The sequence below is a fragment of the Rhodococcus aetherivorans genome (assembly GCF_025722975.1).
In the GTDB taxonomy this organism is placed as follows: Bacteria; Actinomycetota; Actinomycetes; order Mycobacteriales; family Mycobacteriaceae; genus Rhodococcus; species Rhodococcus aetherivorans.
Genome location: NZ_CP106982.1, coordinates 3,608,381 through 3,633,229 on the forward strand (window position 1 = coordinate 3,608,381; position 24,849 = coordinate 3,633,229).

Below are 24,849 nucleotides of genomic sequence, written 5' to 3' on the forward strand. Positions count from 1 at the left end.
CCGTCCGCAGCACCGGTCTCGATGCGTCCGCAATCACCCGCTACCGGCTGCACCGCATCGACCCATACCGAGTTGCTGGACGACAAGCGACCTTACGTCAAGTGACTTGGGTCTGGTGACCGGCAACACCGGCTCGGCCGGCAACATCACCCCCTGATCAATGCGGCGGTGTACCTGCGCACCGATCCGAGCACCCCGCCGCTTCGCGGGTGGACCATGGACTTCGACTACTGCCCGTGCACGGTTCACTGGCGCAACGAGACGACCGGCGCCCCCGGCACCGCAAAGCCCACACCGACCTGCTGCCGGTGCAGACCGCTGCGGACGCGATCACCGCTACCGTCACCATCGACGGGGCAAGTATCACGCTGCAGTCGGGCGCCCCCACCTGGCACGCCGCGTGAACGAGCGGTGAATCCGGGGCCGGACGGCCCCTCGAACAGCGCCGATTCCCCGCACGACGGATGCGGCCGAGGGAGATGCTTTCGTCGGTGCGCGCGGATCGTGACGCCAGGCGCTGCGCCGACGGCGAGCATCACTTGACCTTCACACTGTGACAAGCGCTCGAATGGTCGACGAAGGAGGTGTATCCCATGAACACAGCCAGCCACGGCGAGCCGGATGCTCGCCTCGTCGCCGCCCTCGTCAGTGCCGATCCGGCAACTCGGCTGCGGTCGGCGCTCGAGGCCGGCACCCTCGCCGACGTGCGGCTCACGACCATCCTCGTCGGCCGGTGCGGCGTCGAACCGGACTTCTTCGTCCGCGACATGCTGACGTGGGCGCTGTGCCGGCTCCCGGCCGACGTCACCGTGCCGAGACTGCTCGAGGAACTCGGCTCCGGCAGCGCGCAGGCCCGCAGTCAGGCCCTGCACACGCTGTCCAAGATCGGCGATCGGAAGGCCTGGCCTGCGGTGTCGACGATGCTGCACGACGGGGACGACGACGTTGCCCGCAGTGCCTGGCGGGCGGCTGTCACGCTCGTGCCGGCCGGCAGCGAGGGCCGGCTCGCCGCGGCTCTGGGGACCGCACTCGGCCGAGGCGACCACGACCTGCAACTCAGCCTCAGCCGTGCACTGGCGATGCTCGACGAGGCGGCGACGCCGGTCCTGGAAGCGGCCATGGTGAGCTCCGACCCCGGCGTCCGGGCGCATGCGGAAGCTACCGAACGGCTCCGCCTCGATCCCGACAGCGGGTTCACACTGTCGCTGGAGCTGGCGAAACGTGTCGCCGCCACCGCACCGGACCGGGAAGTGACGTGATGTTGATCGGTGAGGTCTCGCGACGTTCCGGTGTCAGCACCCGCATGCTGCGCCACTACGACGCCCTGGGTCTGGTGACGCCGACGGGTCGCACCTCCGGCGGCTACCGCGAGTACACCACCGACGACATCCGTCGCCTCTTCCATGTGGAGAGCCTCAGGAGTCTGGGCTTGTCGCTGCACGAAACCAAACGCGCGCTGGACGAACTCGATTTCGCCCCCGCCGAGTTGGTGCACGACCTGATCCGGCACACCCGGGCGCGGATCGCTGCCGAGACGGAGCTGCTTGCACGACTCGAGCGGGTCGACTCGGCCGCGCCGGAAGCGTGGGAGGACGTCCTGCGCATCGTCACACTGCTACACGCGTTCGAATCGGAGTCCGGGTCCCGCCGTCAACAGGCCGTCCTGTCGCAGCACGAGAACGCGGCGCTGCCCGTCGAGGCTCTGGCCGAGGCAGCACTCGCAGAGGACGACCCGAACGTCGCCGGGGCGCTGCGCTGGTCGTTGGCGAGGGCAGGGGCTGCGGGGCTGGCGGAGTTGGCTGCCGGGTTGGACTCGGCAGACGTCGACGTCCGGCGGAGGACGATCGCTGCTGTCGCGGAGGTGCACGTCCCAGCCGCGACCGCGCTGCTGTCGAAGGCTCTCGACGACAGCGACGTCACCGTCCGCGACCGCGCCGCCGTGGCCCTCGGCTCCCAGGGTGCCGGGGAGGCCGTGCCGATCCTGCTGGAGATGGTCGTCGAGGGCCGGGCCGACGTCGAAGCCGCCGAGGTTCTGGGCATCCTGGCCGGCGCATCGGGGTCCACGGTCGACGTTGTCCGCGCCGTGCAGGAGGTGCTCGACGGCTCGCTCGACGCACCTGCACGCCTGCGCGTGACGCAGGCACTCGCCGAGATCCCCGGACCTGCGGCACGGGACGTCCTCATCGCACTGACCGACCACCCCGACCGGGTGGTCGCAACGACCGCGTCCGTGATCCTGGACAGGCGCGAGTCACCGTGAACGGCTGAGGTGCGCCCAGCACCCCGCGGGGTGCACGGGCCGAGTCGATCCGCCCCGGCCCTCCTCGCAGGGTGCGTTCACAGTCGACGTCGAACAGCCCCCGACGCGGCCGCTACACGCCGCGCCTCGACTCCCACAACCCGATCACGTTGCCCTCGGTGTCGGCGAAGTACGCTGCGAATCCCATGTCGCCGACGGGCATTCGCCCCGTCACCGTCTTCCCGCCGAGGGATTCGATCCTCTGCAGCGCGGCGTCGATGTCCTCGACGTCGACGGTCACGACGGGACTCTTCAACTCGTCGCGTCGGAACATGCCCCCGTTGATGTACCCGGGTTCGGTGGAGGTGCCGGTCTCGTCGACGGGACCGGTGGTGACGAGGGTGTAGTCCATGCCGGGGACGTCCGCGAGCGACCATCCGAATGCGTCGCGATAGAAGGACCGGGCGCGGTCACCGTTGTCGTAGGGGAGCTCGAAGTGCACGATGCGTCCTGCCATGACGTTCGCCTCCTGTGCGACCGGAACGACCGGGTTTCAGCGTAGCCTCCGCGAACTGGTGGACCCGCCCGATCGAGGTCGATCGGCGCTAAGCCATCGCTAAGAGGATGCGGGTGTACTCGACCGTGACAGCCCGGTCGAGCGAGGAAGAACCATGCACGAGAGCACGTTGACCGTCCACCTCCGGGCGGTGCTGCAGTTGACGCAGACGCAGATCCAGATCTTGGCGGCGCGCCGGGAGCGCACGGCCGACCCGGTGCGCCTGCGGGAGATCGCGGACGATCTGGAGCACGCGCTCGGCTACCGGGACGCTCTGGAGCAGGCCCTCCAGGATGGCGGCGCGCCGGCCGAGCGCCCGTCGGCGCGGGCCGCGCGCCTGAGTCGCTGCGTGGAGCAGATTGCGACGTCCGGCGACGGGCGCCGGGTGGCGGTGCTGGAACGGGTCCTGCACGAGCAGCTGGTGGACCGCACCCGGGCGCTGGCTCGACTCACCGCGGCCGGCGACCATCGGCCGGTGCACTACTGGGCACGGCGCTACCTGGCGCACTGCCGGAGCCTGGGCGAACCGCAACCGGCCGGGGGCGACGAGCAGTGGTCCGTCAGGTCACGGTGACGGTCATGCTCCGCTCGTCCGCCGACATGTGCTCGGCCCGCTGCAACTGGAGCGACACCGGCCAGGTGCCGGGCCGCTTGGCGCGCAGGTAGAGGATGCGTTCGCTGCCGGCGCCGGGGAGCGGATTCCGGGACGGTACGAATCGCACGTCGCTGAGCAGGAGACCCTTGCCGATGTGGGTCGGGCACCAGGTGTAGTCGCGGGAGGTGTTCTCCGGCAGGTGCAGTTCGATGGTGTCGCCCACGGCGACCTGCAGGTCCCGGGGTCCGGTCGTCACGTGCCTCATTGGACCAGAGTACGGCGGCTTTGTGATCTATGTCACTATCGGGAGCGATCCGGGGGCCTCGTTCGTCGGAACACGTGTCGGGGGTCCGCGAGGCGGGTACCCGGACCACCGACATGGGAATCGACCAGGGAGTGGGAACACATATGGCCGCATCGGTGTCAGACGAGTTCGAGATCGAGGCGACGCCCGAGCAGGTGATGCGCGCGTTGACCGACATCGAGCGCATCCCGGAGTGGTCGTCCTCCCACAAGGACGTGCAGGTCGAATCGCGGCACGACGACGGCCGGCCCCGCGTCGTGCGCATGACGCTCGCACTGTTCGGCATCTCGGACACGCAGGTGATCGAGCACGAGTGGACCGAGGAGTCCACCTCGTGGACGCTGATCGAGAGCGAGATGCAGCACTCCCAGGACGGCGAGTACCGCCTGACCCGCACCGAACGCGGGACGCGCGTGCGGGTGACGATGTCCACCGACCCGAAGATCCCGGTGCCGGGCTTCATGCTCAAGCAGGGCCAGAAGCACGCGGTGAAGACGATCCGCAAGGGTCTGACCGAGTTCGTCCTGCGGCACTACGCCTGACCCGGCAGCCCGACCCGGCACCAGGTCCGGCACGCCACCCGCCCACAGTCTCGGCACGCCGAGCCGCCGGCGCGTCGTGCGCGCCGGCGGCTCGTCGCTTTCCCGGATCAGCTCAGGTGGTGGACCTCCTGTAGCCCGTACACCGGCGTCGGGATCCCCTCGTGCCGGGCCTTGAGCTGCAACGCCAGGTACAGCGAGTAGTGCCGCGACTGGTGCAGGTTGCCGCCGTGGAACCACAGGCCCTCCTGCCGGGTGGGCTTCCACATGTTGCGCTGCTCGCCCTCCCACGGGCCGGGGTCCTTGGTGGTGTCCGACCCCAGGCCCCAGCACTTGCCGACCTTGTCGGCGACGTCCTGGCCGATCAGGTCCGCCGCCCACCCGTTCATCGAGCCGTAGCCGGTCGCGTAGACCACCAGGTCGGCCTCGAGCTCGGTGCCGTCCTCGAGGATCACGCTGTTCTCGGTGAGTTCGCGGACGCCGCCGTGGGCCAGCTTGATCTCGCCGTCGGCGACGAGTTCGGCGGCACCGACGTCGATGTAGTAGCCGGACCCGCGGCGCAGGTACTTCATGAACAACCCGGAGCCGTCGTCCCCGAAGTCGAGCATGAACCCGGCCTTCTCGAGCCGGGCGTAGAAGTCGGCGTCGCGCTCCCGGATCGCGTTGTAGACGGGAATCTGGAACTCGTGCATGATCCGGTACGGCAGCGACGCGAACGTCAGGTCGGCCTTGGCCGTCGTCATCCCCGCGGCCAGGGCCCGCTCGGAGTACAGGTCGCCGAGGCCGAGGTCCATCAATGAGTCGGATTTGACGATGTGCGTGGACGAGCGCTGCACCATCGTCACGTCGGCGCCGACCTCCCACAGCGCGGCGCAGATGTCGTGCGCCGAGTTGTTCGCGCCGATCACCACGGCCTTCTTGCCCGCATACGCGTCCGGCCCGGGATGCTGGCTGGAGTGGTGCTGGTCCCCGCGGAACCGGTCCATGCCGGGGAAGGTCGGGATGTTGGGCTTGCCGGACATGCCGGTGGCGAGCACCAGCTGCTTCGGCCTCAGCACGACGGGTTCGCCGTCGCGGACCACGTTCACGGTCCACTCGCCGGTCGCCTCGTCGTAGGACGCCGAGGTGCACGTGGTCTTGGACCAGTAGGGCACCTCCATGACCTTGGTGTACATCTCGAGCCAGTCACCGATCTTGTCCTTGGGCGCGAACACCGGCCAGTTCTCGGGGAACGGCATGTACGGCAGGTGGTCGTACCAGACGGGATCGTGCAGGCACAGCGACTTGTAGCGGCCGCGCCACTGGTCGCCGGGCCGGTCGTGCTTGTCGAGCACGAGCGCGGGCACGCCGAGCTGGCGCAGGCGGGCGCCCAGGGCGATGCCGCCCTGGCCGCCGCCGACGATCACGACGTACGGCTGGGTGGTGTAGCCGAGTTCACGCTCCTCGGCCTCGCGCTTCTCGGACCAGGTGACGCGGTTGCGGTCGGCGCCGTGCTGCACGCCCTTGGGCCGGCGGACACCCTTGCTCTCCTCGTGCCCCTTCAGCTCCTGCATCGTGGTGAGCAGGGTCCAGGCACCCTCGTCCTTCAGCCGCAGGTGCCCGACGCCGCGGCCCACAGCGGTCTCGAACGCGATCCAGGCGCTGACGACGCCGCCGTCCTCGGTGGGGGGCTCGGTGGCGCGGAACCCGCTGGGGTCGGCGTCGTGCAGCCGCGCACGGAGCATGTCGGCGACACCTTCCCGGCCCTCGACGGTCTTGAGGTTCCAGGTGAAGGCGACCAGGTCGCGCCAGAAGCTGTCGGTGGCGAACATGCCCGCGGCGGCCTCGACGTCGCGCGCGGCGAGGGCGGCCTCGAAGTCGGCCAGCCACGCGTCGACCCTCTCCTGCGGTCCGGTGATCGCGGCGTCGGGTGGGGTCAGTGTGTCGGTCATTGCGTGCTCCTCGTCCTGAACTGTTGTGATACAGAGCACACCGCACTGCAGGTGGGTGCGGCCAGCGTTGCATCGTGTTGCACCCTGCGGCACAACGCTGCACGGACCCGGACGTCCGGCATAGACCCCGCTCGCATCCCGGACGAACCGTCACAAACCCGGCGACGGTTCGCCCGGGATGCGAGGGTGGAGCGGTGAGAAACGGACATCCTCGCCCGGCGGCGGTCGCGGCGGGCCTCGCCGTCGCGGTGTCGACCGCCGTGGGATGCGCGCCGGCGATCGACTGCGGCGCCGCGATCACGCCGCTGCACGAGCCGGTCGGCGCGTGCCTGCGATTCGGCGTGAGCACGCCCGGCGGCCCGACCGCCGTCGACGAGTTCGAACGGGTCGCCGAGATCGCGGGCACTCCCCCGACCGTGGTGCTGTCGTTCTCCGACTTCGCCTCGCCGCCGCCCGTCGCGGGGCTCGCCGCCGTGCGGCGGCTGGGCGCCGACCCGATCGTCACGTGGGAGCCGTGGCGCTGGCTCGGCGACGGGCGGTACGAGCGCGGCGAGTTCACGATGGCGTCGATCGCCGCGGGCGTGCACGACGACTACCTCTACCGCTGGGCCGACGAGCTCGCCGCGTGGGGTTCGACCGTCTACCTGCGTTTCGCGCACGAGCCGAACGGGACCTGGTACCCCTGGAGTCCGGCCGGGGGGACACCGCCGCACGTCTACGTCGCCGCGTGGCGTCACGTGCACGAGTTGTTCGCGTCGAAAGGGGTGGCCAACGTGAAATGGGTGTGGGCTCCGAACGTCTCGTTCGAGGGCAGCAGCATGATCGCGGACCTGTACCCGGGGGCGGAGTATGTCGACGTGGTCGGGGCCGACGGATACAACTGGGGCGCCACGCAGCCGTGGAGCCGCTGGACGTCGCCGCGGGAGCTGTTCGAGGAGACCCTCGACGAGCTCGGCCGGATCGCGCCGGGCAAGCCGATCGTGGTCACCGAGGTGGGCAGCACCGACGTCGGCGGGTCGAAGCCGGACTGGGTCGGCGACCTGATCTCCTTCCTCGACGACCGGACGGATGTGGCGGCGTTCGTCTGGTTCGATCACGACAAGGAAACCGACTGGCGGCTGGCGAGCACCCCGGAAGCGGCTGCCGCGCTGGCGGAAGCCCTGCAGAGGGGGCAGCGCTGACATGACGACCGACGCCTCGCACCTCCCCGACGACCTCGAGGACCAGCGGGTCCGCGACCTCGAACGGCTGGAGATCCTCGACACGCCCCGAGAAGACCGGTTCGAGCAGATCACCCGCATGGCCCGACACGTGTTCGGGGTGCCCATGGCGAGTGTGGCACTGCTCGACCGGGACCGGCTCTGGTTCAAGTCCCTCCAGGGGCTCGACCTCGTACAGGTGCCGCGCGAGGAGAGCATGTGCAAGACCACGATTGCGCGCACCTACCACCATCCCGGCGATCCGACGCTGATCGTGGAGGACGCCTCCGCCGACCCCCGGTTCGCCGGCATTCCCGGTGTCGGCGGCGCCGACGGCGTCCGCTTCTACGCGGGCTACCCGTTGTACGGTCCCGCGGGTCATCCCGTCGGCACGTTCTGCATCTACGACACCGAGCCGCGGACACTCGACCCCGACCAGCTCGACGCGTTCGCCGAACTCGCCGAATGGGCGCAGCGGGAACTGCAGCGCGCCGACGAACTCGATCGCGCCGCCGCGATGCAGGCCCAGCTGCTGCCGCGCCCGTTGACCGGGCTGCCCGGATTCGAGGTGCAGGCCGTGTGCATTCCGGCGTTCGTGGTCGGCGGCGACTTCTACGACCACTACCGGTTGCGCGGCGGGCTGGTCGTCACCGTCGCCGACGTGATGGGCAAGGGCCTCGGCGCGGCGATCCTGTCCTCGGCGGTGCGCTCCACGTTCCGCGGCGCGTCCCGGGTGATGGAGCGGTTCAGCCACGCCGAGGCGTGCAGCGTCCTGGACACGGGCGCCGCGCTCGGCGCCGCCGCCGAGAACCTCACGGACGACTGCGAACACACCGGCACCTTCGTCACCGTGTTCCATGCCGCCGTCGAGTTCGCCACCGGGTCGGTGGACTACGTCGACGCCGGGCACGGCCTGGCCGCGATCCGCCGTCGCGACGGCTCCGTGGTGCCGCTGGCCGGCACCGGGCTACCCGTCGGCGTGCTCCGCGACACATCGTGGCAGGCGCAGTGCACGCGCCTCGAACCCGGTGACACGCTGGTGATCTGCTCCGACGGGCTGCTCGACCTGCTCGACGAGCACAGCGACCGGGAGGCCCTGTACCGGTTCGTGGCCGACCATGCGACGCCGCACGACCTGACCGAGGCGGCGCGGGCGCTGGCCGAAGGCAACCCACCGATGGACGACGTCACCGTCGTCGCCGTCCGTCGCTGCGAGGACGCATGAGTGCGGCCGGTGCGGACCGCTACCCGTCGCCGGGCCTGCGGATCCTGATCACCGCGACGGTGCTGCTCGGCGTGAACTACGTGGTGTGGCGCTGGCTGTTCTCCGTCAACTGGTCCGCGTGGTGGATCGCGGTGCCACTCGTCGTCGCCGAGACGTACAGCCTGATCGACTCGATGCTGTTCGGGCTCACGATGTGGCGGTGGCGCCGGCGGGCCGCGCCCCCGGTCCCGCCGGACGGGCTGACCGTCGACGTCTTCATCACCACCTACAACGAGCCGGTCGACCTGGTGATCGGGACCGCCGAGGCGGCGGCACGCATCCGGTATCCGCACGAGACATGGATCCTCGACGACGGGGAGCGGCCCGAATTGGAGCGCGCCGCAGCCGAACTCGGGGTCCGGTACATGACGCGGGCGGCCAGCTGGACGAACAAGCCCCGGCACGCCAAGGCGGGCAACCTCAACAACGCCCTGCTGCACACGCACGGCGAGTTCATCCTCGTCCTCGACGCCGACCAGGTGCCCGACCCGGAGATCCTGCACCGCACCCTCGGCTACTTCGAGGATGAGCGGACGGCCCTGGTGCAGACACCGCAGTACTTCGTCAACGTGCCGGACTCCGATCCGCTGGGCAGCCAGGCCCCGCTGTTCTACGGCCCGATCCAGCAGGGCAAGGACGGCTGGAACGCCGCCTTCTTCTGCGGCTCGAACGCGATCCTGCGCCGCGAGGCGCTGATGCAGCTGGGCATCACCGGCTACGTCCGTGCCGTCGAGGAGGGCGTGGTGCGGGCGCTGCGCACGGCCGGCAAGGTGCTCGACCGGGCCCGATCCGAGGTCGGTGCGAACCAGCCGGAGGTTCTCGCCGCCCTCGATTCGGTGCGGGTGGCCGTGCGCACGGCCCGCGCGGCCGTCCGGCAGGGACAGCCGCTCGCCGAGGTGACCTACCGGTTCCAGCAGAGCGTGGACGAGGCCGCGCGGGCCGTGGTCGACGCGGACGCCGGATCGATCCGCGCAGACCTGGAGGCGATCGCCGCCCTGACCGCCACCCCCGGGTCCGACGCCGACGGAGTTCTGCTCGACGAGACGACACTGTCGCGCCTCGCCGACCGCGAGTGGTCGCCGCTCGGGGCGCTCGAGTCGATCCGCACGATGATCCGCGCCGTCGACGTCAGCCGCGACGACGAGGCCGAACCGACGCTGGCGCTGGCAACGATCTCGGTGACCGAGGACATGGCCACGTCGATGCGCCTGCACGGGATGGGCTGGAAGTCGGTCTACCACCACGAGGTGCTCGCGCACGGTCTCGCGCCGGAGGACGTGGGCACGATGCTCACCCAGCGGCTGCGCTGGGCGCAGGGCACGATCCAGGTGATGCTGCGGGAGAATCCGCTCGTGCAGCGAGGATTGACGATCCCGCAGCGGCTGATGTACTGGGCGACGATGTGGAGCTACCTCGCGGGTTTCGCGGCCGTCGCCTACATCGCCGCGCCGGTGATCTACCTGATCTTCGGAGTGCTGCCCGTGCAGGCCTACAGCTGGGACTTCTTCGGCCGGCTCATCCCGTTCCTGCTGTTGAACCAGCTGCTGTTCTTCGTGGTCGGTCGGGGCACCCCGACCTGGCGGGGGCAGCAGTACAGCCTGGCGCTGTTCCCGGTGTGGATCAAGGCGTGCTGGACGGCGTTTCGCAACGTGTACCTGCACAAGCCCCTCGACTTCGCGGTGACCCCGAAGACGCGGCAGGGCCGCGCCACGCTCCCGTGGGGCAAGGTGCGGTACCAGATCGCGGCCATGGCGCTGCTGGTGATCGCGTCGGTGGTGGGTGTGGTGCGCTTGTATCTGGGCGCGAGCTCGGTGCTGGGCGTCGGCGTCAACCTGTTCTGGGTGCTGTTCGACCTGGCGATCCTGAGTGTGGTGATACCGGCGGTCCGCTACCGCGGGCCCGACATGGAAGGAAGACGATGACGCACTTCGCAACCCGCACCACCGGCTCGGACGTGGTGGTGGTCCGGCCCGAGGGCCGGCTGAACATGGTCGCCGCACCGCGGCTGCGGGAACAGCTGCGCGGCCTCGTCGAGGGCGGGTCCGCCCGCGTCGTCGTCGACCTCGGCGCCACCGAGTTCATCGACTCGTCGGGGCTCGGGGCGCTGGTGTCGGGGCTCAAGGCCGCCCGGCAGGCCGGCGGGGACCTGCGGCTGGCGGCGCCCACGGCGCAGGTGCGCAGCGTGCTGTCGCTGACGAGCCTCGACCGCGTGCTGCGCACGTACGACTCCGCGGACGCCGCGTTCGATGGCGACTGACCCCGGCGCGGGATCTTGGGCCCTGACGACCGTCACGGGCGCCGACACGCTCACCGACGTGCACGCGCTGATCGAGAAGATGATGTGCGCGGGGCAGGTGGAGGACGAGGATCGCTTCCCGTTCGAGATCGCGGTGGCCGAGATCGCCGCCAACATCGTCGAGCACGCAGGCGACGGCGCTCCGGTCACGATGCGGCTGGAGCTGCGCCTGTCCCCGGACCGGATCGAGGCCTGCTTCCACGACGACGGCCGGCCCGCGCGCGTCGACCTCGAGACGGTCCGGATGCCCGGGGACATGGCCGAGCGGGGCCGGGGCCTGGCGATCGCCCTGGCGGCGCTGGACGAGTTGTCCTACCGCAGGCGAGGCGGCAGCAACCGGTGGATCCTCGTGCGGGAACGGGCCGACCCGGCATAACCGCGCACCGGTCCGCCCGGGGCCGGCCACGCGACCGGCCCGGCGTCCGCCCTCGCCGCGGCGACCGAGATGCCGACTTTGTCCGGACCACCCCCGTTAACTTCCCGTTAAGTCGACTCCCACGCGACCGCTCGGACCGCCGGAAAAGCCCAGGCCGGCGCCGCGCATCTGCCGTTTCGTCGAACGTCGGGATCGACGGCTCGCCGATGTGTCTATTACAGCGGCGGAGCGGGAACCTCAGACTCAGGCGGTCGAGAGGTACATCACACTCGATACCAAACCTGGTTGTGAAGGGGTTCCCATGTCGAACAGCGATCAGCCCGAGCTGAGGCACACGCTCGAGAAGCGGCACCTGTCGATGATCGCGATCGCGGGTGTCATCGGTGCAGGCTTGTTCGTCGGCTCGGGCGCTGCGATCCGGGAGACCGGTCCCGGGGTGCTGGTCGCCTACGCACTCGCCGGGGTGGTCGTCGTGCTCGTCATGCGCATGCTCGGCGAGATGGCGGCGGCGAATCCGCAGACGGGGTCGTTCTCGGCGTACGCCGACCGGGCCATCGGCCGATGGGCCGGGTTCTCCATCGGATGGCTCTACGCCTGGTTCTGGATCATCGTCCTGGGCATCGAAGCGACGGCCGGCGCGGTGATCATGAACCGCTGGATTCCCGGCGTGCCCCAGTGGACGTGGGCGCTGGTGCTCATGGTCGTGCTGACGCTGACCAACATCGCGTCGGTGAAGTCGTTCGGCGAGTTCGAGTTCTGGTTCGCCGCCATCAAGGTCACGGCGATCGTGGCGTTCCTCGTGCTCGGCGTCCTCGCGATCTGCGGCTTTCTGCCCGGCGTCGAGGCGCCGGGACTGAGCAACCTCACCGGTCACGGCGGCTTCTTCCCCAACGGGACAGGTGCCGTACTCGCCGGGGTCCTCGTCGTGGTGTTCTCCTTCTTCGGAGCCGAGATCGCGACCATCGCCGCCGGCGAGTCCGCCAACCCGGCCGAGGCGGTGCGCAAGGCGGTGCGGTCGGTCGTGTGGCGGATCCTGATCTTCTACATCGGCTCGATCGCCGTCGTCGTCACCCTGCTGCCGTGGGACGACGCCTCGGTGGCGTTGAGCCCGTACGTGGCGGTCATCGACTCCTTCGGCATCCCGGCGGCCGCCACCATCATGGACGTCATCGTGCTGACGTCGGTGCTCTCGTGCCTGAACTCGGGCCTGTACACCGCCAGCCGCATGACTTTCTCCCTGTCGCGCCGCGGTGACGCCCCGCCGTCGCTGGCCACCATCGGGCGGTCCGGTGTGCCCCGCAACGCGGTTCTCGTCTCCACCGTGGTCGGCTTCCTCACCGTGGGCCTGAACTACCTCTACCCCGAGACGGTGTTCCTGTTCCTGGTCAATTCCTCCGGAGCGATCGCCCTGTTCGTGTGGCTCGTCATTGCCGCGTCCCAGCTGCGCATGCGCCGCTCGCTCGAGGCCCAGGGCCGGGAGCTGTCGCCGAGGATGTGGCTCTTCCCGTACCTCACCTGGTTCACCATCGCGGCGATCGTCGCGCTGTGCGCCGGCATGATCGCCCTGGAGAGCACGCGCAGCCAGATGCTGACGTCCTCGGCCCTCGCCGCCGTCGTCGTCGGAGTCGGCGTCTACCGGCAGCGCCGCAGTGCCGCTCCGGCTGCGCCGGTGGACGCGAACGCCGGCGTCGCCGACGTGGTCCCGGAAACCACCTGACCGACCGGCCGGTGTCGCCCTCGCGGGTACCTGCCTCACCCCGGGGGGCGACGTCGTGTCCCGAGTTCCGCAGCGCCGCTCAGAACAGGGTGGGGTCCGCCGACTCGGCTGCCGGCCGCGGCGGCGCTGCGACCGGGCGCCGGTGCTCGGCCACGCGCGCGCCGAGCCCGTAGCGGGACACCAGCGGATCGGCGCGGTCCTTCAACCACGTCTTGTACTCCGGTGAGACGTACGCGCCGCGGCCGTAGATCTGCCGGTACCGCCGGATCAGGGCGGGGTGCTCCTGACCCAGCCACGACAGGAACCAGCCGCGGGTGGCGCCGCGCAGATGCATCGGCAGCACCGTCACGCCGGTCGCCCCCGCCGCCGAGATCGCACCGAGCAGATCGTCGAGGTGCCGGGTGGAGTCGGTGAGGCACGGGATGACCGGTGCGACCATGACGTGGCAGGGCAGCCCGGCGTCGCTGACGGCCCGGATCAGGTCCAGACGTGCCTTGGGCGACGGGGTGCCGGGTTCGATCTGCTTCTGCAGGTCGGGCTCGCCGATCGCGAGGGAGACGGCGACGCCGATGTCGACCTGCCCGGCGGCGAGGGTGAGCAACGGCAGGTCGCGGCGCAGCAGCGTGCCCTTGGTCAGGATCGAGAACGGGGTGCCGGATTCGGCGAGGGCCCGGATGACGCCGGGCATCAGCCGGTAGCGGCCCTCGGCCCGCTGGTACGGGTCGGTATTGGTGCCCAGGGCGACGTGCTCGCGCTTCCACGACCGTCGCGCGAGTTCGCGGCGCAGCACGGCCGCGACGTTGGTCTTGACCACGATCCGGCTGTCGAAGTCGCGGCCCGCGTCGAGGTCGAGATACTCGTGGGTCGGTCGGGCGAAGCAGTATCGGCACGCGTGCGAGCAGCCGCGAAAAGTGTTGACGGTGAAGCGGAACGGCAGGTTCGACGCCTCGGGGGTCTTGTTGAGCGCGCTCTTGCACAGCACCTCGTGGAAGGTGATGCCCTCGAACTCGGGGGTCTGGACGCTGCGGACGAGCCCGGCCCGTTCGAGGCCGGGGAGCGCGCCGTCGTCGACGTCGAGAGTCTGTGCCGCCCACCGCATGCAGCCAGTCGAACATACGTGCTAAGGACAGTCAAGCGCGGGGCGGCGGGGGCGGCCTGACAGAATTCCGGGCCATGACCCGTGTGAACATCTCGTCCGGCTCCGAATGGGAGCCCAGGATCGGCTACTCCCGCGCCGTGCGCATCGGCAACCAGATCGCCGTGTCCGGCACCACCGGCGCCGGCGACACGCTCGCCGATCAGACGCGCGCCGCACTGAAGACCATCGAGGCCGCGCTCGGCGAGGCCGGCGCCTCGCTGACGGACGTGATCCGCACGCGCATGTACCTCACCGACATGTCGACATGGGAGGAGGCCGCGCTCGTGCACGGCGAGGTGTTCGGCGAGATCCGCCCGGCCTCCACCATCCTCGAGGTCTCGAGCCTCATCGACAAGGGCCTGTTCATCGAGATCGAGGCCGACGCCGTCGTGTAGGCGGCTGCGCCGCCGGTGTGTCCTTCGGGCGGCAGGAACAGCCCGAAGGACACACCGGTGCTACGCGCCCGCGGCCTCCCAGCGGGCGCGCTCGGCGGCGAACGCCACCGACTGCACCTGCTGGAAGGCGTCGATCGACGCGGCGTTGCCGGCCAGGAACCGCTGGTGCTCGGCCAGGGAGAACGTGCCGTCGGTGATGTCCACTCCCCCGCCGCGGCCCGCCGCGAGGTCGGCGCGCAGGTCCATCAGCTCCTCCGGTTCGACGGGATACCAGGAGATCCGGTCGAAGAAGCGCAGCAGCCACGGTGTGCCGGCCTCGAACGGGCCCGCGGCCTGCGGGTGGCGGTGGTTCCACACCTGGGTCGTGCGGCCGACGAACTGGTAGCCACCCGGGCCCTCCATGCCGTAGATGCACAGGTACGCCCCGCCGATGCCGACGGCGTTCTCCGGCGTCCACGTGCGGGCCGGGTTGTACTTGGTCGTCACGAGCCGGTGCCGCGGGTCGAGCGGGGTCGCGACCGGCGCCCCGAGGTACACGTCGCCGAGACCGAGCACCATGTAGTCGGCGGCGAAGACGGTGTCGAACACGTCGTTCACCGAATCGAGGCCGTTCATCCGGCGGATGAACTCGATGTTCCACGGGCACCACGGCGCATCCGCCCGCACCCCGTGCATGTACCGCTGGATCGCCTCGCGGGTGGCCGGGTCGTCCCACGACAGGGGCAGGCGCACCCGCCGGCTCGGCACCACGAGCTCGTCGCTCGCCGGGAGCTGCTCCTCGGCCTCGGCGAGCAGATCGAGCAGCGTCGGCACCGGCAGCACGTCGGGGTCGACCTTGACCTGGAGCGACCGGATGCCGGGGGTGAGTTCGAGCAGGCCCGCGGGGCGTTCGGTGTCGAGCCGCCGGTGCAGCGCGTGCACGCGGGCCCGCAGCGCGAGATCGAGCGTCATGTCACCGTATTCGACCAGGACGTTGTCGTCGCCGCTGCGCCGGTAGGTGACGGCGGTGTCGCCGTCGCGGCGGGCGAGGACGCCGTCGTCGCCGTCGCCGCCGGGCGAGACCACCAGCGACAGCCCGGCGCGACGGGCGACGCCGAGTGCGCGGCGCGACGCGGCGTGCTCGGCGCGGACGGGCACGAACCGCACCGTGTGCCCGGGCGCGAGCTGGCCGAGCTTCCACCGGTCCGCGGCGACGACGGTGACGGGACAGACGAATCCGCCCAGGCTCGGGCCGTCCGGCCCGAGGAGGATGGGGGTGTCACCGGTGAAGTCGAGCGCACCGACGGAGTACGCGTTGTCGTGGATGTTGGACGGGTGCAGGCCGGCCTCCCCGCCGTCGGTGCGTGCCCACTGCGGCTTCGGCCCGGTCAGGCGCACGCCGGTGCGGTCGGAGTTGAAGTGCACCTCGTAGTCGGTGGCGTAGAGCGTGTCGATGTCGCTGCGGGTGAAGAACTCCGGAGCGCCGTGCGGGCCCTCGGTGACGGCGATCTCCCAGCGGGCGGTCATGGCCGGCACGTGTTCGGCCGGCACCGGGACGGCCGCGCCGGTCGCGACCTCCCCGACGACGAGCACGTCGCCCTCGGTGAGGGTGCGGCCCTCGTGGCCGCCGAACCTTCCGAGGGTGAAGGTGGCTGCGCTGCCGAGGAATTCGGGGACGTCGAGTCCGCCGCCGACGAGTACGTACACGCGCAGGCCGGGGCCGGCGACGGCGCCGACGTCGAGCACGCCGCCGGCGGGGACGGTGACGGGACGCCACTGCGGGACCACCGTGCCGTTCACCGTCACGGTCGCCGGGGCGCCGGTGACGCACACCTCGGTGGCATCGGTGAAGCGCAGGGCCGGCCCGGCCATGGTGGATTCGAGGCCGGCCGCGCCCTCGGGGTTGCCGAGTGCGGCGTTGCCGAGTCGGAACGACAGGTCGTCCATCGGGCCGGAGGGCGGGACCCCGATCTGCCAGTACCCGGTGCGGCCCGGATAGTCCTGCACCGTGGTGAGCATGCCGGGACGGTCGACGGTGATCTTGGTGGTCATGACGGTCGGGCCTCCGGTCGGGTGACGATCATCCGCACCGTGGTGGGGTCGAAACCGTTGCACGGATTGTTGATCTGCGGGCAGTTGGAGACGAGGACGAGCACGTCGCGGTCGGCGCGCAGTGCGAGGCGCTTGCCGGGCGCGGAGAGTCCGTCGACGATGCCGAGGGTGCCGTCGGGGTCGACGGGCACGTTCATGAAGAAGTTGATGTTGGACACCAGGTCGCGTTTGCCCAGGCCCCACCGGGCACCCTCGACGAGGAAGTTCTCGACGCAGGCGTGCTGGTGCTTGGTGTGGTGGCCGTAGCGCAAGGTGTTCGACTCCTGCGAGCAGGCGCCGCCGACGGTGTCGTGGTTGCCGACCTCGTCGGCGACGAGGGTCATCAGTTCCTCGCCGTCGGCGGCGCGCAGCACCGAGCCGGCGGTGAGGAACAGGTTGCCCTGCGCGGCGACGGTGGCGGCGGCGCTGTAGCGGACGGTGGTGTCGTGGGCGTCGTAGATCAGGGTGTCGACGGCCTGGTTGCCGTGCAGATCGACGATGGTGAGCACGTCGCCGGCGGCGACGACGGCCGACCACGGTCCGCGGGCGCCGGCGATCTCGTCGCGGATCACGGTCCCGGGGACGAGCGCCGGCAGGTCGAGGGTCGAGGTCATGATCAGTGCTCCGTTCCGGTGGCGGCAGTCCAGGCGTCCTCGGTGTTGAGGACGGCGCGCCGGTATTCGGGGTCCGTGTTCGGCAGGGTGTCGAGGTCACGCGGGGCGCGCCAGGCGAGCACCTCGAGGGTGGTGGTGGGGAACCCGGGTGCCGGGTCGAGGGGGTGGGCGGTGTTGGCGATGAGTGCGATCACCGGCAGGTGGATCAGCAGCTCGACGCAGGCTCCGGCGCCGGCGGTGCCGGTGCTGGTCAGGGCCCCGTCGGCCGCGACGCGCACGCCGTGGAAGAACGACAGGGACGGCGGCAGGTCGCGCGGGGCGAGGCCGTGCTTCGCGGCGGCGACGGTGAACAGCTCCCGCCCGGCGGGGGCGTGCGAATGCAGGCTGCCCGCCCCGTATTTCGCCGTGTTCCCGGCGAGGTTCGTGGTGCCGCACAGGGCGTCGTGGCGGCCGGAGGTGTCGGCGACGACGGTGGCGAGCACCCGGCCCTGGTCCGACAGCAGCGGGTGCCCGACGCCGAGGTAGGCCTGCCACGGCACCTTGACGGTGTCGGCGACGTTGAGCCGCTCGTGCGGGGCGTCGGCGCGGAAGAGCAGCAGGTGGGCGCAGGCGGCGCCGTCGATGTCACGCAGCCGCAGCCGGGTGCCGCGGGCGAGGACCTTGCCGGTGTAACGGCCGCCGGGCACGGTCTCCGCCCAGGTCATGGCGGCGGTGCGGCCGCCGGGCGGGGTGGGGTACGCGGTGGCGGGCACGGTGGGCATGCCGTCGGTGACGGTGCCGGCCTGCGCGCGGGCGTGCGCCTTGGCGGCGTGGGTGGTGGCGGTGTCGAGGACGCCGGTCATCTCAGGCTCCGATCGTGACGGGGTTCGGGTGCGCGGCGCGGCGCGGGAAGCACAGGGCGCCCAGAGCGACGACGGCGGCGACGGTGAGCGGTGCGGCCCACTGCAGCAGCGGCATGGTGCCGTCCGGGTTGAAGATCTCGGCGCGCGGCCAGGACAGGTTGATCACCATCAGCAGGCCGTACGCGACGGCGAGGGCGTTGACGGGCAGACCCCATCGGCCGAGGGAGAACAGCGGGTCGCCGTCGGCGTCGGTCGCCGTGCCGTCGTGCGGCCAACCGCGCAGCCGGCGCAGCAGCAGCGGCACGGTGACCATCAGGTACGCGAGGTAGATGAGCACGATGCACACGCTCGACAGGGTCGCGAAGATCGCGCTGTTGCCCATGTTGACCGCGAGGATGCCGATGCACACCACGCCGATCAGCACGGCCGGCGCGATGGGAGTGCCGGTGCGGGCGTTGACGTGCGAGAGGATCTTCGACGCGGGCAGGCGCTCGTCGCGGGCCATCGAGAAGATCAGGCGCGACGCGGCGGTCTGGATGGCGAGGGTGCAGATGAACACGGCGATGGCGACGTCGACGAGGAGCAGCGTGCCCCACGGTGAGGACAGGATGGCGCCGAGCACGTAGGGCAGGCCCTCGGCGGCGAGGCGGCCGTCGGTGAGGCTGGGGGCGGCCATGAGGGCGCCGAGGATCATCAGGCCGCCGCCGAGGGCGGAGACCGACAGGGCGAGGCGGATGGTGCGGGGTGCGACGCGCCGCGGGTTGCGGGTCTCCTCGGCGAGTTCGCCGGCCGAGCCGAAGCCGACCATGACGTACGCGGCCATGAGGCCCGAGACGATCCACGCCCAGCCGTAGCCGGGGGCCTCCCCGGTGACGCCGGTGTCGAGGACGACCTGCGGGCCGCGGACGGCGTGGGTGAAGAACATGCCGATCACGGCGACGACACCGACGATCTCGCAGGTGACGCCGATGCTGTTGATCCGCGACATCCAGTTCACGCCGATGCTGTTGATGATCGTGGTGAGCACGAGCAGCACCGAGCCGAGCAGGACGGCATTGGCGGCGCCGGAGGAGGAGGTCAGCGACGGGTCGTCGCCGATGATCTGGAATCCGCTCCAGATGTTCGGCAGGACCACCTGCAGGGCGATCGCGGCGGCCGAGGCGGTGACCATCTGGGCGAGGATCATGAACCAGCCGGCGAACCAGCCGACCACCTCGCCGCCCATCCGGCGGGCCCATTGATAGATCGCCCCGGAGATCGGATAGCGCGCCGCGAGTTCGGCGAAGTTCAGGGCGACCATGAACTGACCGGCGAAGACCACCACCCACGTCCAGAAGAAGGCGGGGCCGCCGAAGCCGAAGCCGAGGCCGAACAGCTGGAAGATGGTCGTCAGGATGGAGACGAACGAGAAGCCGGCGGCGAAGGAGGCGAACTTGCCGAGGTTGCGGTGCAGCTGCTGCTGGTAGCCGAATTCGCCCAAGTCGCCCGCGTCCTGGTGCGAGGCGGTCGGTGCAGCGGCAGCCGGCCGGGTGAGCGTCAGGCTCATGGCGGTGTCCGTTTCTGTGCGCGGTGGCGGCGGCCGGGTGACCGTCGAAAAACTGTCGAGTGACAGTTTTCGCGAGGTCACGTCTTGTCCGAATGACCGCGGCGTAACGAGTTCGTGACCGACGTTTCCTCCGTGTGACGGTCTGCTCACCGCCCGCCCGGGGCGCTGTCACCGTCCGATCTGTGCCATCGTCGAGGACGTGACCCACGCCCGTCCCGGACGCCCCCGACTGCACCGGCCACGCCGGCCCGGTTCCACCGCGCGCGCCGAAATTCTCGACGCCGCAGCAGAACTGTTCACCACCCGTGGATTCGCGTCGACCTCGACGCGGCTCGTGGCCGAGGCGGTCGGCGTCCGGCAGGCCTCCCTGTACAACCACTTCGCCACCAAGGACGACATCCTCGCGGCGCTGCTCGAGCAGACCGTCGCCCCCACCCTGTCGTTCTGCGAGCACCTCGGCGACGACGCGCCCGCCGAGGCGCGGCTGTACGCCCTGGCGCTGTTCGACACCGCGCAGCTCGTCGCGGGACGCTGGAATCTCGGTGCGCTGTACCTGCTTCCGGAGGTGCGCACCGAGCGCTTCGCACAGTTCCACACCGCCCGGACCGGTCTGCGCGAGTGCTACCGGCGGCTCACGGTCGCCGTCCTCGACCGCCTCGGCGCCGGCGCGGACGCCGACGACCCGCGCGCCGATCTGCCGTTCCGGCTGGTCGAATCCGCCATCAACATCCGCGCGGACCGGGGCACGGACGCCGTCGCCGACCTGCCCGACGTGCTGGCGGAGGCGGCGCTGCGCGTGCTCGGATTCACCGCGCCCGCAGAGCCCGTGCGCGACGTCGCCCGCACGCTCGTCGCCCGTGTCGCCGACTCGAGTTAGAGTGCTGCCCACGCGAATCTGATTGGGGGGTCATCATGAGCGGTTTACTCGACGCTGTCGGCTCGTTCTCGACGGGAGGCGGCGTCCGTGTCGTACCCGACGGGGTCCGGGCCTTCGGCAGCACATCCCTGCGCGCCGCGGAGGAGGTCGCCCGCGCGGGCGCGATGGATCTGCAGGCCAACGTCTCGTCGCTGAGCCCCGCCATGGGCCTGATCGGCGCGGACTTCGTCGCGGCGTTCGCCGTCACACAGGGTGCGCACACCCGCACCGTCGCGCAGCTGGCATACGTCTACGCGTCCGGCGGTGTCGCCGCGCACGACGCCGCCGCCCGGTACGAGGCGCTCGACGCCGCGGTCGCCGCGGGACTCGGGGGCGCGCGATGATCGCACAGGAGACGCCGGTCGCCTCGCCCACCGTTCTCGACGCGCTGCGCGCGTCCCCCGCCGGCCCGGCCCTCGACCTGCCGCTGCCCGCGCCGCCGGCCCCGCCGACGTGGTCGCCCGAGCCCGAGCTCGACGCGATAACCGAAGTGCTGCAGTCTCTTCCGGTTCCGGCAGTGCCGGGAATCGACGAAATGCTGCGTCCACTGCGCGACCTCGGCGACCTGTTCGGTACCGGCATCGTCGACGCGCTCGACCCGTCGGCGGTCCTGCAGCAGTCGTCGCGGATGCTCGACGGCGCGGCGTCGCTGGCCCGCACGGCACTGCACGCGCTGCCGGACTCGTGGGAGGGCGCACCCGCCGAGGCGGCGCTCGACAAGGGTCGCCAGGCCCAGGTCACCGCGGTCGAGCTGAGCGAACGGGGCGACGAGATCGGGGCCGTCACGCGCGCCGCCACCGCGAGTGTCGAGCGGGGCAACGTCGAACTCGGCGGGATCGCCCAGTCCTTCCTGGCCTTCGCCACCGCGACCGCGCCCGTCGCGCTGACGCCGCCGGGTCAGATCGCGCTGCTCACCGCCGCCGCCGAGCATGTATCCGCGGCACTGGCGGTGGTCGCGCGCACCCGCGGTGAGCTTCTCGGCTACACCACGGCGATGAACGCCCTCGCCGCACCCATCGCCGTGCCCGCCCCCGTCGCCGCGCCCGGCCTGCCGGCTCCGGCCGACGTCGCAGCGGCGGCCACGGGAGCCGTGGACACCGTCGCCGGCGCGGTCGGTGTGTCCGACGACCTTCCCGCGCAGACGCACGCCGCGGCGTTCGGGGGTGGCACCGTCACCGCCGGCCCCACGATGACCGCCGCGACCGCACCGGTGAGCACCGGCGCCGTGGCACCGGGCGCCGGAGGCGCCGTTGCACCGGGCGCCGGAAGCGCCGTGGCGCTGGGCGCGGGAGGCGCCGTGGCGCTGGGGACCGCGGGCGGGGGTCTCGCCGGCACGCCGTCGGGCCCGCGACCGCCCACGTCCGCTCCGGTGACGGCCGCAGCTGCGGCCGCACGTCATCCCCTCCCCGCCGCCGTCCCGGGCACCGGACGCGCCGACGAGGACGCTCCGCGACGGGCGCGTCCGACGATCCTGGTGACCGCGGCGAACACCACCGCCGTGATCGGCGAGGTGCCGCCGGCGACCGCCCCGGTGATCGGGGCCGGCGACGACTGGTGATTCCGAGTCCCCCGCCCCGGCGCGCGGGGCGGGGACACGGTCGACGGCCACGCTGGTGTCCGTGACCCGCGGTTTCCTTCTGCGAGGACGATCCGGGCCGCGTAGCGTGTAAACGCATGTTCGGTGGCGGTGCCCGCAAGCTTGGTGTCGAGGAGGAATTCCACCTCATCGACGCGAAGACCCGCCGTCTCACGCCGCGCGCCCCGGAACTGCTCGCGCGCCTGCCCGGCGACGTCTACGTCGAGGAACTGCAGCGCTGCGTCGTCGAGGTCAACAGCGGCGTGTTTCCGGATCTCGCGGGTCTCCGCGCAGATCTGGTGCACCGCCGGTCCGTTCTCGTCGACACCGCCGCCGAGCTCGGCCTCGGCATCGCCGCCGCGGGCGCGGTCCCACTGGCCGTGCCCGCGGAGATGCAGGTCACCGAGACGCCGCGGTATCGCCGCATGCTGGCCGACTACCAGCTCCTGGCCCGCGAGCAGCTGATCTGCGGCACCCAGGTGCACGTGGACATTCCCGACCGGGACGAGGCGGTGCAGGTCGCCAATCGGGTCGCCCCGTTCCTGCCGATCTTCCTCGCCCTGAGCGCGAGCTCGCCGTTCTGGGCCGACGGCACGGACACCGGATATGCCAGCGTCCGCAACCTGGTGTGGATCCGGTGGCCGAGTACCGGGCCGGCCGCGCCGGTGTCGTCGGCCGCCGAGTACGACAAGCTCATCGCGGACCTGGTCTCGACCGGCGTGATCACCGACCCGGGCATGGTGTACTTCGATCTCCGCCCGTCGGACCGGTATCCGACCCTCGAGCTGCGCGTGTGCGACAGCTGCCCGTCGGTGGACACGATCACGCTGATAGCCGGGCTGTTCCGCGCCCTGGTCGATCGGGAGGTGACCGACCTTCGGGCCGGTGTCCCGGGGCTCGACGTCTCGCCGACCCTGGTGCGCGCCGCCATGTGGCGCGCCTCGCGCTCCGGCCTCGAGGGTCCTCTGGTCGACGTGCAGTCGGCCACCCCGCGGCCGGCACGGGAGATCGTCGACGGACTGATCCGGTCGCTCCGGCCCCAGCTCGAGGGGAACGACGACTGGGCCCTGGTGTCGGAGCTCGCGGAGACCGCCCTGCAGGTCGGCAGTTCGGCCGCCCGCCAGCGGCGGGTGCTGCGCCGACGGGGCCGCCTGACCGACGTGGTGGATCTGCTTCTCGACGAAACCGCGGGGCGCGTGCGCGCGGTGCCGGAGATCGCCGATCCCGGTGCAACCCTGCTCCACGGCTACGTTCCGCTGCGAGCGGGCGACGTGGACGACCGGTACGACGAGGCCGTCGAGGTCGGCGGGCGTCCACGTCGCGAGTACGAGGCGGTCCTGGCCGCGGTGGCGCGGGTCGGTGCGGCCGAACTGCGCCGCATCCAGGAGTCCATCGACCGGGAACAGAGCGTCGACGGCGTGACGTTCCGGGTGAGCGGCGAGGATCGTGCCCAGGTCTTTCCCATGGACATCGTCCCGCGCATCGTCCCGCACACCGAATGGTCGCACCTGGTCCCGGGTTTGCAGCAACGCGCCCTGGCCCTCAACGCCTTCCTCGGCGACATCTACGGCGAGCAGGCCGCGGTGCGGGACGGGGTGATTCCCTCCGAGTTGCTCGACCGTGCCCCGGGCTATCGGGCCACCGGGGCCGCCGCAGCAAATCCCCCGGTGCGCGCCCACATCTGCGGGATCGACCTCGTCAGCACGGGCCCGGGCGACTTCGTGGTGCTCGAGGACAACCTGCGGGTGCCGTCGGGCGTGGGGTATGCGATGGCGCATCGCGCGATGACGACCCGGTTCCTCGGGGCCCTCGGCATGCCGGCCGACGTGATGTCCGTGGACTCGATGCCGGAGATGACGCGGCAGACGCTGCAGGCGGCGGCGCCCGCCGCGGCCGCGGGACCGGACGTCTCCGTGGCGCTGCTCAGCGCCGGGTGGAAGGACTCGGCATGGTTCGAGCACCGGTTGCTCGCCGAGAAGTCCGGACTGCCCCTCGTGCTGACCGGGGAACTGTCGGTACGCGACGACGTCGTGTACCGACACCGGGGCCGCGAGGCCACGCGAGTGGACGTGCTGTACGTCCGCCTCGACGAGGACATGCTGCTGTCCTCGATCGGGCACGACGGGCACCCGCTGCGCAGGGGGCTTCGGGCCGCGCTGCAGGCCGGCAACGTGACGATCGCCAATGCCCTGGGGAACGGGGTCGGGGACGACAAGGCCGTCTATTCGTATGTGCCGGCAATGATCGAGTACTACCTCGGCGAGAAGCCGATCCTCGAGCAGGTACCCACGTGGGTGTGCGCCGAGCGTGAGCAACGCGACTACGTCCTCGACCGGTTGGCGGAGCTGGTGGTCAAGCCGATCGACGGGTTCGGCGGCGCCGGAATCACCATCGGCCCGGAAGCGTCGCGACACGAACTGCTGGAGCGGCGTCGGGACCTGCTCACCCACCCGGAGCGATACGTCGCGCAGGAGGTCGTGCCGTTGTCGACGCATCCGACGTTCGACGGGAGCGGCCTGTTTCCGCACCATATCGACCTGCGCGCATTCGTTCATCTTCGGGCCGAGGGGCCGTCGGTGCGTGCCCACGTCGCTCCGGCGGCGCTGACCCGGGTGGCCCCCATCGGGAGCATGGTCGTCAATTCGTCCCGGGGCGGCGGGGGGAAGGACACCTGGGTGCTCGGTCCCCCACGCGGCGCGGGCAGCGACGAATAACCGGAGGGCGTGAGCCGGAAGG

24 protein-coding genes are annotated in these 24,849 nt (G+C 71.1%); 16 read left to right on the forward strand and 8 right to left on the reverse strand.

Going from position 1 to position 24,849, the window contains the following annotated elements; all coding sequences use genetic code 11:
* Positions 1 to 236: 236 nt before the first annotated feature.
* The 3 genes from OCS65_RS16205 (at position 237) to OCS65_RS16215 (ending at position 2,260) form a co-directional block, all read left to right on the forward strand.
* Positions 237 to 404, forward strand: coding sequence for a hypothetical protein (locus tag OCS65_RS16205; protein WP_231772855.1), 168 nt, complete (start codon positions 237 to 239; stop codon positions 402 to 404).
* 189 nt (positions 405 to 593) lie between these two features.
* Positions 594 to 1,259 carry a HEAT repeat domain-containing protein gene (locus OCS65_RS16210; RefSeq protein WP_065922596.1) on the forward strand — a complete coding sequence of 222 codons (666 nt, stop codon included), beginning with the start codon at positions 594 to 596 and terminating at the stop codon, positions 1,257 to 1,259.
* Positions 1,259 to 2,260: a MerR family transcriptional regulator gene (locus OCS65_RS16215; protein ID WP_263510373.1), complete on the forward strand. Its 1,002-nt coding sequence runs from the start codon at positions 1,259 to 1,261 to the stop codon at positions 2,258 to 2,260. Before OCS65_RS16210 ends, OCS65_RS16215 begins: the two co-directional genes overlap by 1 nt.
* Before the next feature lie 112 nt (positions 2,261 to 2,372).
* On the opposite strand, the gene OCS65_RS16220 is transcribed toward OCS65_RS16215, so the two are convergent.
* Entirely contained in the window at positions 2,373 to 2,756 is a 384-nt protein-coding gene (locus OCS65_RS16220) for a VOC family protein (protein ID WP_263507292.1), read from the reverse strand.
* 154 nt (positions 2,757 to 2,910) lie between these two features.
* Between OCS65_RS16220 and OCS65_RS16225 the strand changes: the two genes are divergently transcribed.
* Positions 2,911 to 3,369: a hypothetical protein gene (locus tag OCS65_RS16225; protein WP_006930659.1), complete on the forward strand. Its 459-nt coding sequence runs from the start codon at positions 2,911 to 2,913 to the stop codon at positions 3,367 to 3,369.
* Here the strand turns inward: OCS65_RS16225 and OCS65_RS16230 are convergent.
* On the reverse strand, positions 3,356 to 3,655 hold the full coding sequence (locus tag OCS65_RS16230; RefSeq protein ID WP_040271220.1) for a protease inhibitor I42 family protein: 300 nt from the start codon (positions 3,653 to 3,655) through the stop codon (positions 3,356 to 3,358). The genes OCS65_RS16225 and OCS65_RS16230 overlap by 14 nt on opposite strands.
* A gap of 143 nt (positions 3,656 to 3,798) precedes the next feature.
* Here OCS65_RS16230 and OCS65_RS16235 point away from each other — a divergent pair, with 143 nt between their 5' ends.
* The gene (locus OCS65_RS16235; protein WP_006930655.1) at positions 3,799 to 4,236 is read left to right on the forward strand and encodes an SRPBCC family protein; all 438 of its coding nucleotides are present in this window, start codon (positions 3,799 to 3,801) and stop codon (positions 4,234 to 4,236) included.
* 107 nt (positions 4,237 to 4,343) lie between these two features.
* On the opposite strand, the gene OCS65_RS16240 is transcribed toward OCS65_RS16235, so the two are convergent.
* A complete protein-coding gene (locus OCS65_RS16240; protein WP_263507293.1) occupies positions 4,344 to 6,164 on the reverse strand; it encodes an NAD(P)/FAD-dependent oxidoreductase in 1,821 nt (606 codons plus the stop codon).
* 194 nt (positions 6,165 to 6,358) lie between these two features.
* Between OCS65_RS16240 and OCS65_RS16245 the strand changes: the two genes are divergently transcribed.
* The 6 genes from OCS65_RS16245 (at position 6,359) to OCS65_RS16270 (ending at position 13,016) form a co-directional block, all read left to right on the forward strand.
* Entirely contained in the window at positions 6,359 to 7,345 is a 987-nt protein-coding gene (locus OCS65_RS16245; protein WP_006930651.1) for a glycoside hydrolase family 26 protein, read from the forward strand.
* Between the two features lies 1 nt (position 7,346).
* Positions 7,347 to 8,588, forward strand: coding sequence for a PP2C family protein-serine/threonine phosphatase (locus OCS65_RS16250; protein ID WP_043798110.1), 1,242 nt, complete (start codon positions 7,347 to 7,349; stop codon positions 8,586 to 8,588).
* The gene (locus tag OCS65_RS16255; RefSeq protein WP_161996717.1) at positions 8,585 to 10,549 is read left to right on the forward strand and encodes a glycosyltransferase; all 1,965 of its coding nucleotides are present in this window, start codon (positions 8,585 to 8,587) and stop codon (positions 10,547 to 10,549) included. Before OCS65_RS16250 ends, OCS65_RS16255 begins: the two co-directional genes overlap by 4 nt.
* Positions 10,546 to 10,884 (forward strand): STAS domain-containing protein, encoded by a 339-nt coding sequence (locus tag OCS65_RS16260; RefSeq protein WP_006930645.1) that lies wholly within the window; start codon positions 10,546 to 10,548, stop codon positions 10,882 to 10,884. The genes OCS65_RS16255 and OCS65_RS16260 overlap by 4 nt, the downstream gene beginning before the upstream one ends.
* A complete protein-coding gene (locus tag OCS65_RS16265; RefSeq protein WP_050035161.1) occupies positions 10,874 to 11,299 on the forward strand; it encodes an ATP-binding protein in 426 nt (141 codons plus the stop codon). The genes OCS65_RS16260 and OCS65_RS16265 overlap by 11 nt, the downstream gene beginning before the upstream one ends.
* A gap of 301 nt (positions 11,300 to 11,600) precedes the next feature.
* The gene (locus OCS65_RS16270) at positions 11,601 to 13,016 is read left to right on the forward strand and encodes an amino acid permease (RefSeq protein ID WP_029543520.1); all 1,416 of its coding nucleotides are present in this window, start codon (positions 11,601 to 11,603) and stop codon (positions 13,014 to 13,016) included.
* Positions 13,017 to 13,095: 79 nt separating this feature from the next.
* Here the strand turns inward: OCS65_RS16270 and OCS65_RS16275 are convergent, their stop codons facing one another.
* Entirely contained in the window at positions 13,096 to 14,115 is a 1,020-nt protein-coding gene (locus OCS65_RS16275; RefSeq protein ID WP_029543518.1) for an Rv2578c family radical SAM protein, read from the reverse strand.
* A gap of 74 nt (positions 14,116 to 14,189) precedes the next feature.
* Here OCS65_RS16275 and OCS65_RS16280 point away from each other — a divergent pair, with 74 nt between their 5' ends.
* Positions 14,190 to 14,549 carry a RidA family protein gene (locus OCS65_RS16280; protein ID WP_029543516.1) on the forward strand — a complete coding sequence of 120 codons (360 nt, stop codon included), beginning with the start codon at positions 14,190 to 14,192 and terminating at the stop codon, positions 14,547 to 14,549.
* Between the two features lie 60 nt (positions 14,550 to 14,609).
* Here OCS65_RS16280 and OCS65_RS16285 read toward each other — a convergent pair whose 3' ends face one another.
* Genes OCS65_RS16285 through OCS65_RS16300 form a run of 4 tightly spaced genes read right to left on the reverse strand, consistent with a single transcriptional unit; the run spans position 14,610 to position 19,621 of the window.
* Positions 14,610 to 16,580: a 5-oxoprolinase/urea amidolyase family protein gene (locus tag OCS65_RS16285; protein ID WP_006930635.1), complete on the reverse strand. Its 1,971-nt coding sequence runs from the start codon at positions 16,578 to 16,580 to the stop codon at positions 14,610 to 14,612.
* On the reverse strand, positions 16,577 to 17,233 hold the full coding sequence (locus OCS65_RS16290) for an urea amidolyase associated protein UAAP2 (RefSeq protein WP_006930633.1): 657 nt from the start codon (positions 17,231 to 17,233) through the stop codon (positions 16,577 to 16,579). The genes OCS65_RS16285 and OCS65_RS16290 overlap by 4 nt, the downstream gene beginning before the upstream one ends.
* Positions 17,234 to 17,235: 2 nt before the next feature.
* The gene (locus OCS65_RS16295) at positions 17,236 to 18,075 is read right to left on the reverse strand and encodes an urea amidolyase associated protein UAAP1 (protein ID WP_251550915.1); all 840 of its coding nucleotides are present in this window, start codon (positions 18,073 to 18,075) and stop codon (positions 17,236 to 17,238) included.
* A gap of 1 nt (position 18,076) precedes the next feature.
* Positions 18,077 to 19,621 (reverse strand): amino acid permease, encoded by a 1,545-nt coding sequence (locus OCS65_RS16300; RefSeq protein ID WP_037200858.1) that lies wholly within the window; start codon positions 19,619 to 19,621, stop codon positions 18,077 to 18,079.
* A 199-nt stretch (positions 19,622 to 19,820) separates the two neighbouring features.
* Between OCS65_RS16300 and OCS65_RS16305 the strand changes: the two genes are divergently transcribed.
* The 4 genes from OCS65_RS16305 (at position 19,821) to OCS65_RS16320 (ending at position 24,827) form a co-directional block, all read left to right on the forward strand.
* Positions 19,821 to 20,498, forward strand: a complete 678-nt coding sequence (locus OCS65_RS16305) for a TetR/AcrR family transcriptional regulator (protein WP_065922601.1) — start codon at positions 19,821 to 19,823, stop codon at positions 20,496 to 20,498.
* A gap of 35 nt (positions 20,499 to 20,533) precedes the next feature.
* Positions 20,534 to 20,881 (forward strand): type VII secretion target, encoded by a 348-nt coding sequence (locus tag OCS65_RS16310; protein ID WP_006930619.1) that lies wholly within the window; start codon positions 20,534 to 20,536, stop codon positions 20,879 to 20,881.
* Positions 20,878 to 22,095, forward strand: a complete 1,218-nt coding sequence (locus OCS65_RS16315) for a hypothetical protein (protein WP_263507295.1) — start codon at positions 20,878 to 20,880, stop codon at positions 22,093 to 22,095. Before OCS65_RS16310 ends, OCS65_RS16315 begins: the two co-directional genes overlap by 4 nt.
* A 116-nt stretch (positions 22,096 to 22,211) precedes the next feature.
* Positions 22,212 to 24,827 carry a carboxylate--amine ligase/circularly permuted type 2 ATP-grasp protein gene (locus OCS65_RS16320; RefSeq protein WP_102800603.1) on the forward strand — a complete coding sequence of 872 codons (2,616 nt, stop codon included), beginning with the start codon at positions 22,212 to 22,214 and terminating at the stop codon, positions 24,825 to 24,827.
* Positions 24,828 to 24,849 lie beyond the last annotated feature (22 nt).

What these genes read in the sequence shown, in the direction of transcription:
- OCS65_RS16210 (WP_065922596.1), top strand. Translation starts at nt 594, where the DNA reads ATGAACACAGCCAGCCACGGCGAGCCGGATGCTCGCCTCGTCGCCGCC.
- OCS65_RS16215 (WP_263510373.1), top strand. Translation starts at nt 1,259, where the DNA reads ATGTTGATCGGTGAGGTCTCGCGACGTTCCGGTGTCAGCACCCGCATG.
- OCS65_RS16220 (WP_263507292.1), bottom strand. Translation starts at nt 2,756, where the DNA reads ATGGCAGGACGCATCGTGCACTTCGAGCTCCCCTACGACAACGGTGAC.
- OCS65_RS16225 (WP_006930659.1), top strand. Translation starts at nt 2,911, where the DNA reads ATGCACGAGAGCACGTTGACCGTCCACCTCCGGGCGGTGCTGCAGTTG.
- OCS65_RS16230 (WP_040271220.1), bottom strand. Translation starts at nt 3,655, where the DNA reads ATGAGGCACGTGACGACCGGACCCCGGGACCTGCAGGTCGCCGTGGGC.
- OCS65_RS16235 (WP_006930655.1), top strand. Translation starts at nt 3,799, where the DNA reads ATGGCCGCATCGGTGTCAGACGAGTTCGAGATCGAGGCGACGCCCGAG.
- OCS65_RS16240 (WP_263507293.1), bottom strand. Translation starts at nt 6,164, where the DNA reads ATGACCGACACACTGACCCCACCCGACGCCGCGATCACCGGACCGCAG.
- OCS65_RS16250 (WP_043798110.1), top strand. Translation starts at nt 7,347, where the DNA reads ATGACGACCGACGCCTCGCACCTCCCCGACGACCTCGAGGACCAGCGG.
- OCS65_RS16255 (WP_161996717.1), top strand. Translation starts at nt 8,585, where the DNA reads ATGAGTGCGGCCGGTGCGGACCGCTACCCGTCGCCGGGCCTGCGGATC.
- OCS65_RS16260 (WP_006930645.1), top strand. Translation starts at nt 10,546, where the DNA reads ATGACGCACTTCGCAACCCGCACCACCGGCTCGGACGTGGTGGTGGTC.
- OCS65_RS16265 (WP_050035161.1), top strand. Translation starts at nt 10,874, where the DNA reads ATGGCGACTGACCCCGGCGCGGGATCTTGGGCCCTGACGACCGTCACG.
- OCS65_RS16270 (WP_029543520.1), top strand. Translation starts at nt 11,601, where the DNA reads ATGTCGAACAGCGATCAGCCCGAGCTGAGGCACACGCTCGAGAAGCGG.
- OCS65_RS16275 (WP_029543518.1), bottom strand. Translation starts at nt 14,115, where the DNA reads ATGCGGTGGGCGGCACAGACTCTCGACGTCGACGACGGCGCGCTCCCC.
- OCS65_RS16280 (WP_029543516.1), top strand. Translation starts at nt 14,190, where the DNA reads ATGACCCGTGTGAACATCTCGTCCGGCTCCGAATGGGAGCCCAGGATC.
- OCS65_RS16285 (WP_006930635.1), bottom strand. Translation starts at nt 16,580, where the DNA reads ATGACCACCAAGATCACCGTCGACCGTCCCGGCATGCTCACCACGGTG.
- OCS65_RS16290 (WP_006930633.1), bottom strand. Translation starts at nt 17,233, where the DNA reads ATGACCTCGACCCTCGACCTGCCGGCGCTCGTCCCCGGGACCGTGATC.
- OCS65_RS16295 (WP_251550915.1), bottom strand. Translation starts at nt 18,075, where the DNA reads ATGACCGGCGTCCTCGACACCGCCACCACCCACGCCGCCAAGGCGCAC.
- OCS65_RS16300 (WP_037200858.1), bottom strand. Translation starts at nt 19,621, where the DNA reads ATGAGCCTGACGCTCACCCGGCCGGCTGCCGCTGCACCGACCGCCTCG.
- OCS65_RS16310 (WP_006930619.1), top strand. Translation starts at nt 20,534, where the DNA reads ATGAGCGGTTTACTCGACGCTGTCGGCTCGTTCTCGACGGGAGGCGGC.
- OCS65_RS16315 (WP_263507295.1), top strand. Translation starts at nt 20,878, where the DNA reads ATGATCGCACAGGAGACGCCGGTCGCCTCGCCCACCGTTCTCGACGCG.
- OCS65_RS16320 (WP_102800603.1), top strand. Translation starts at nt 22,212, where the DNA reads ATGTTCGGTGGCGGTGCCCGCAAGCTTGGTGTCGAGGAGGAATTCCAC.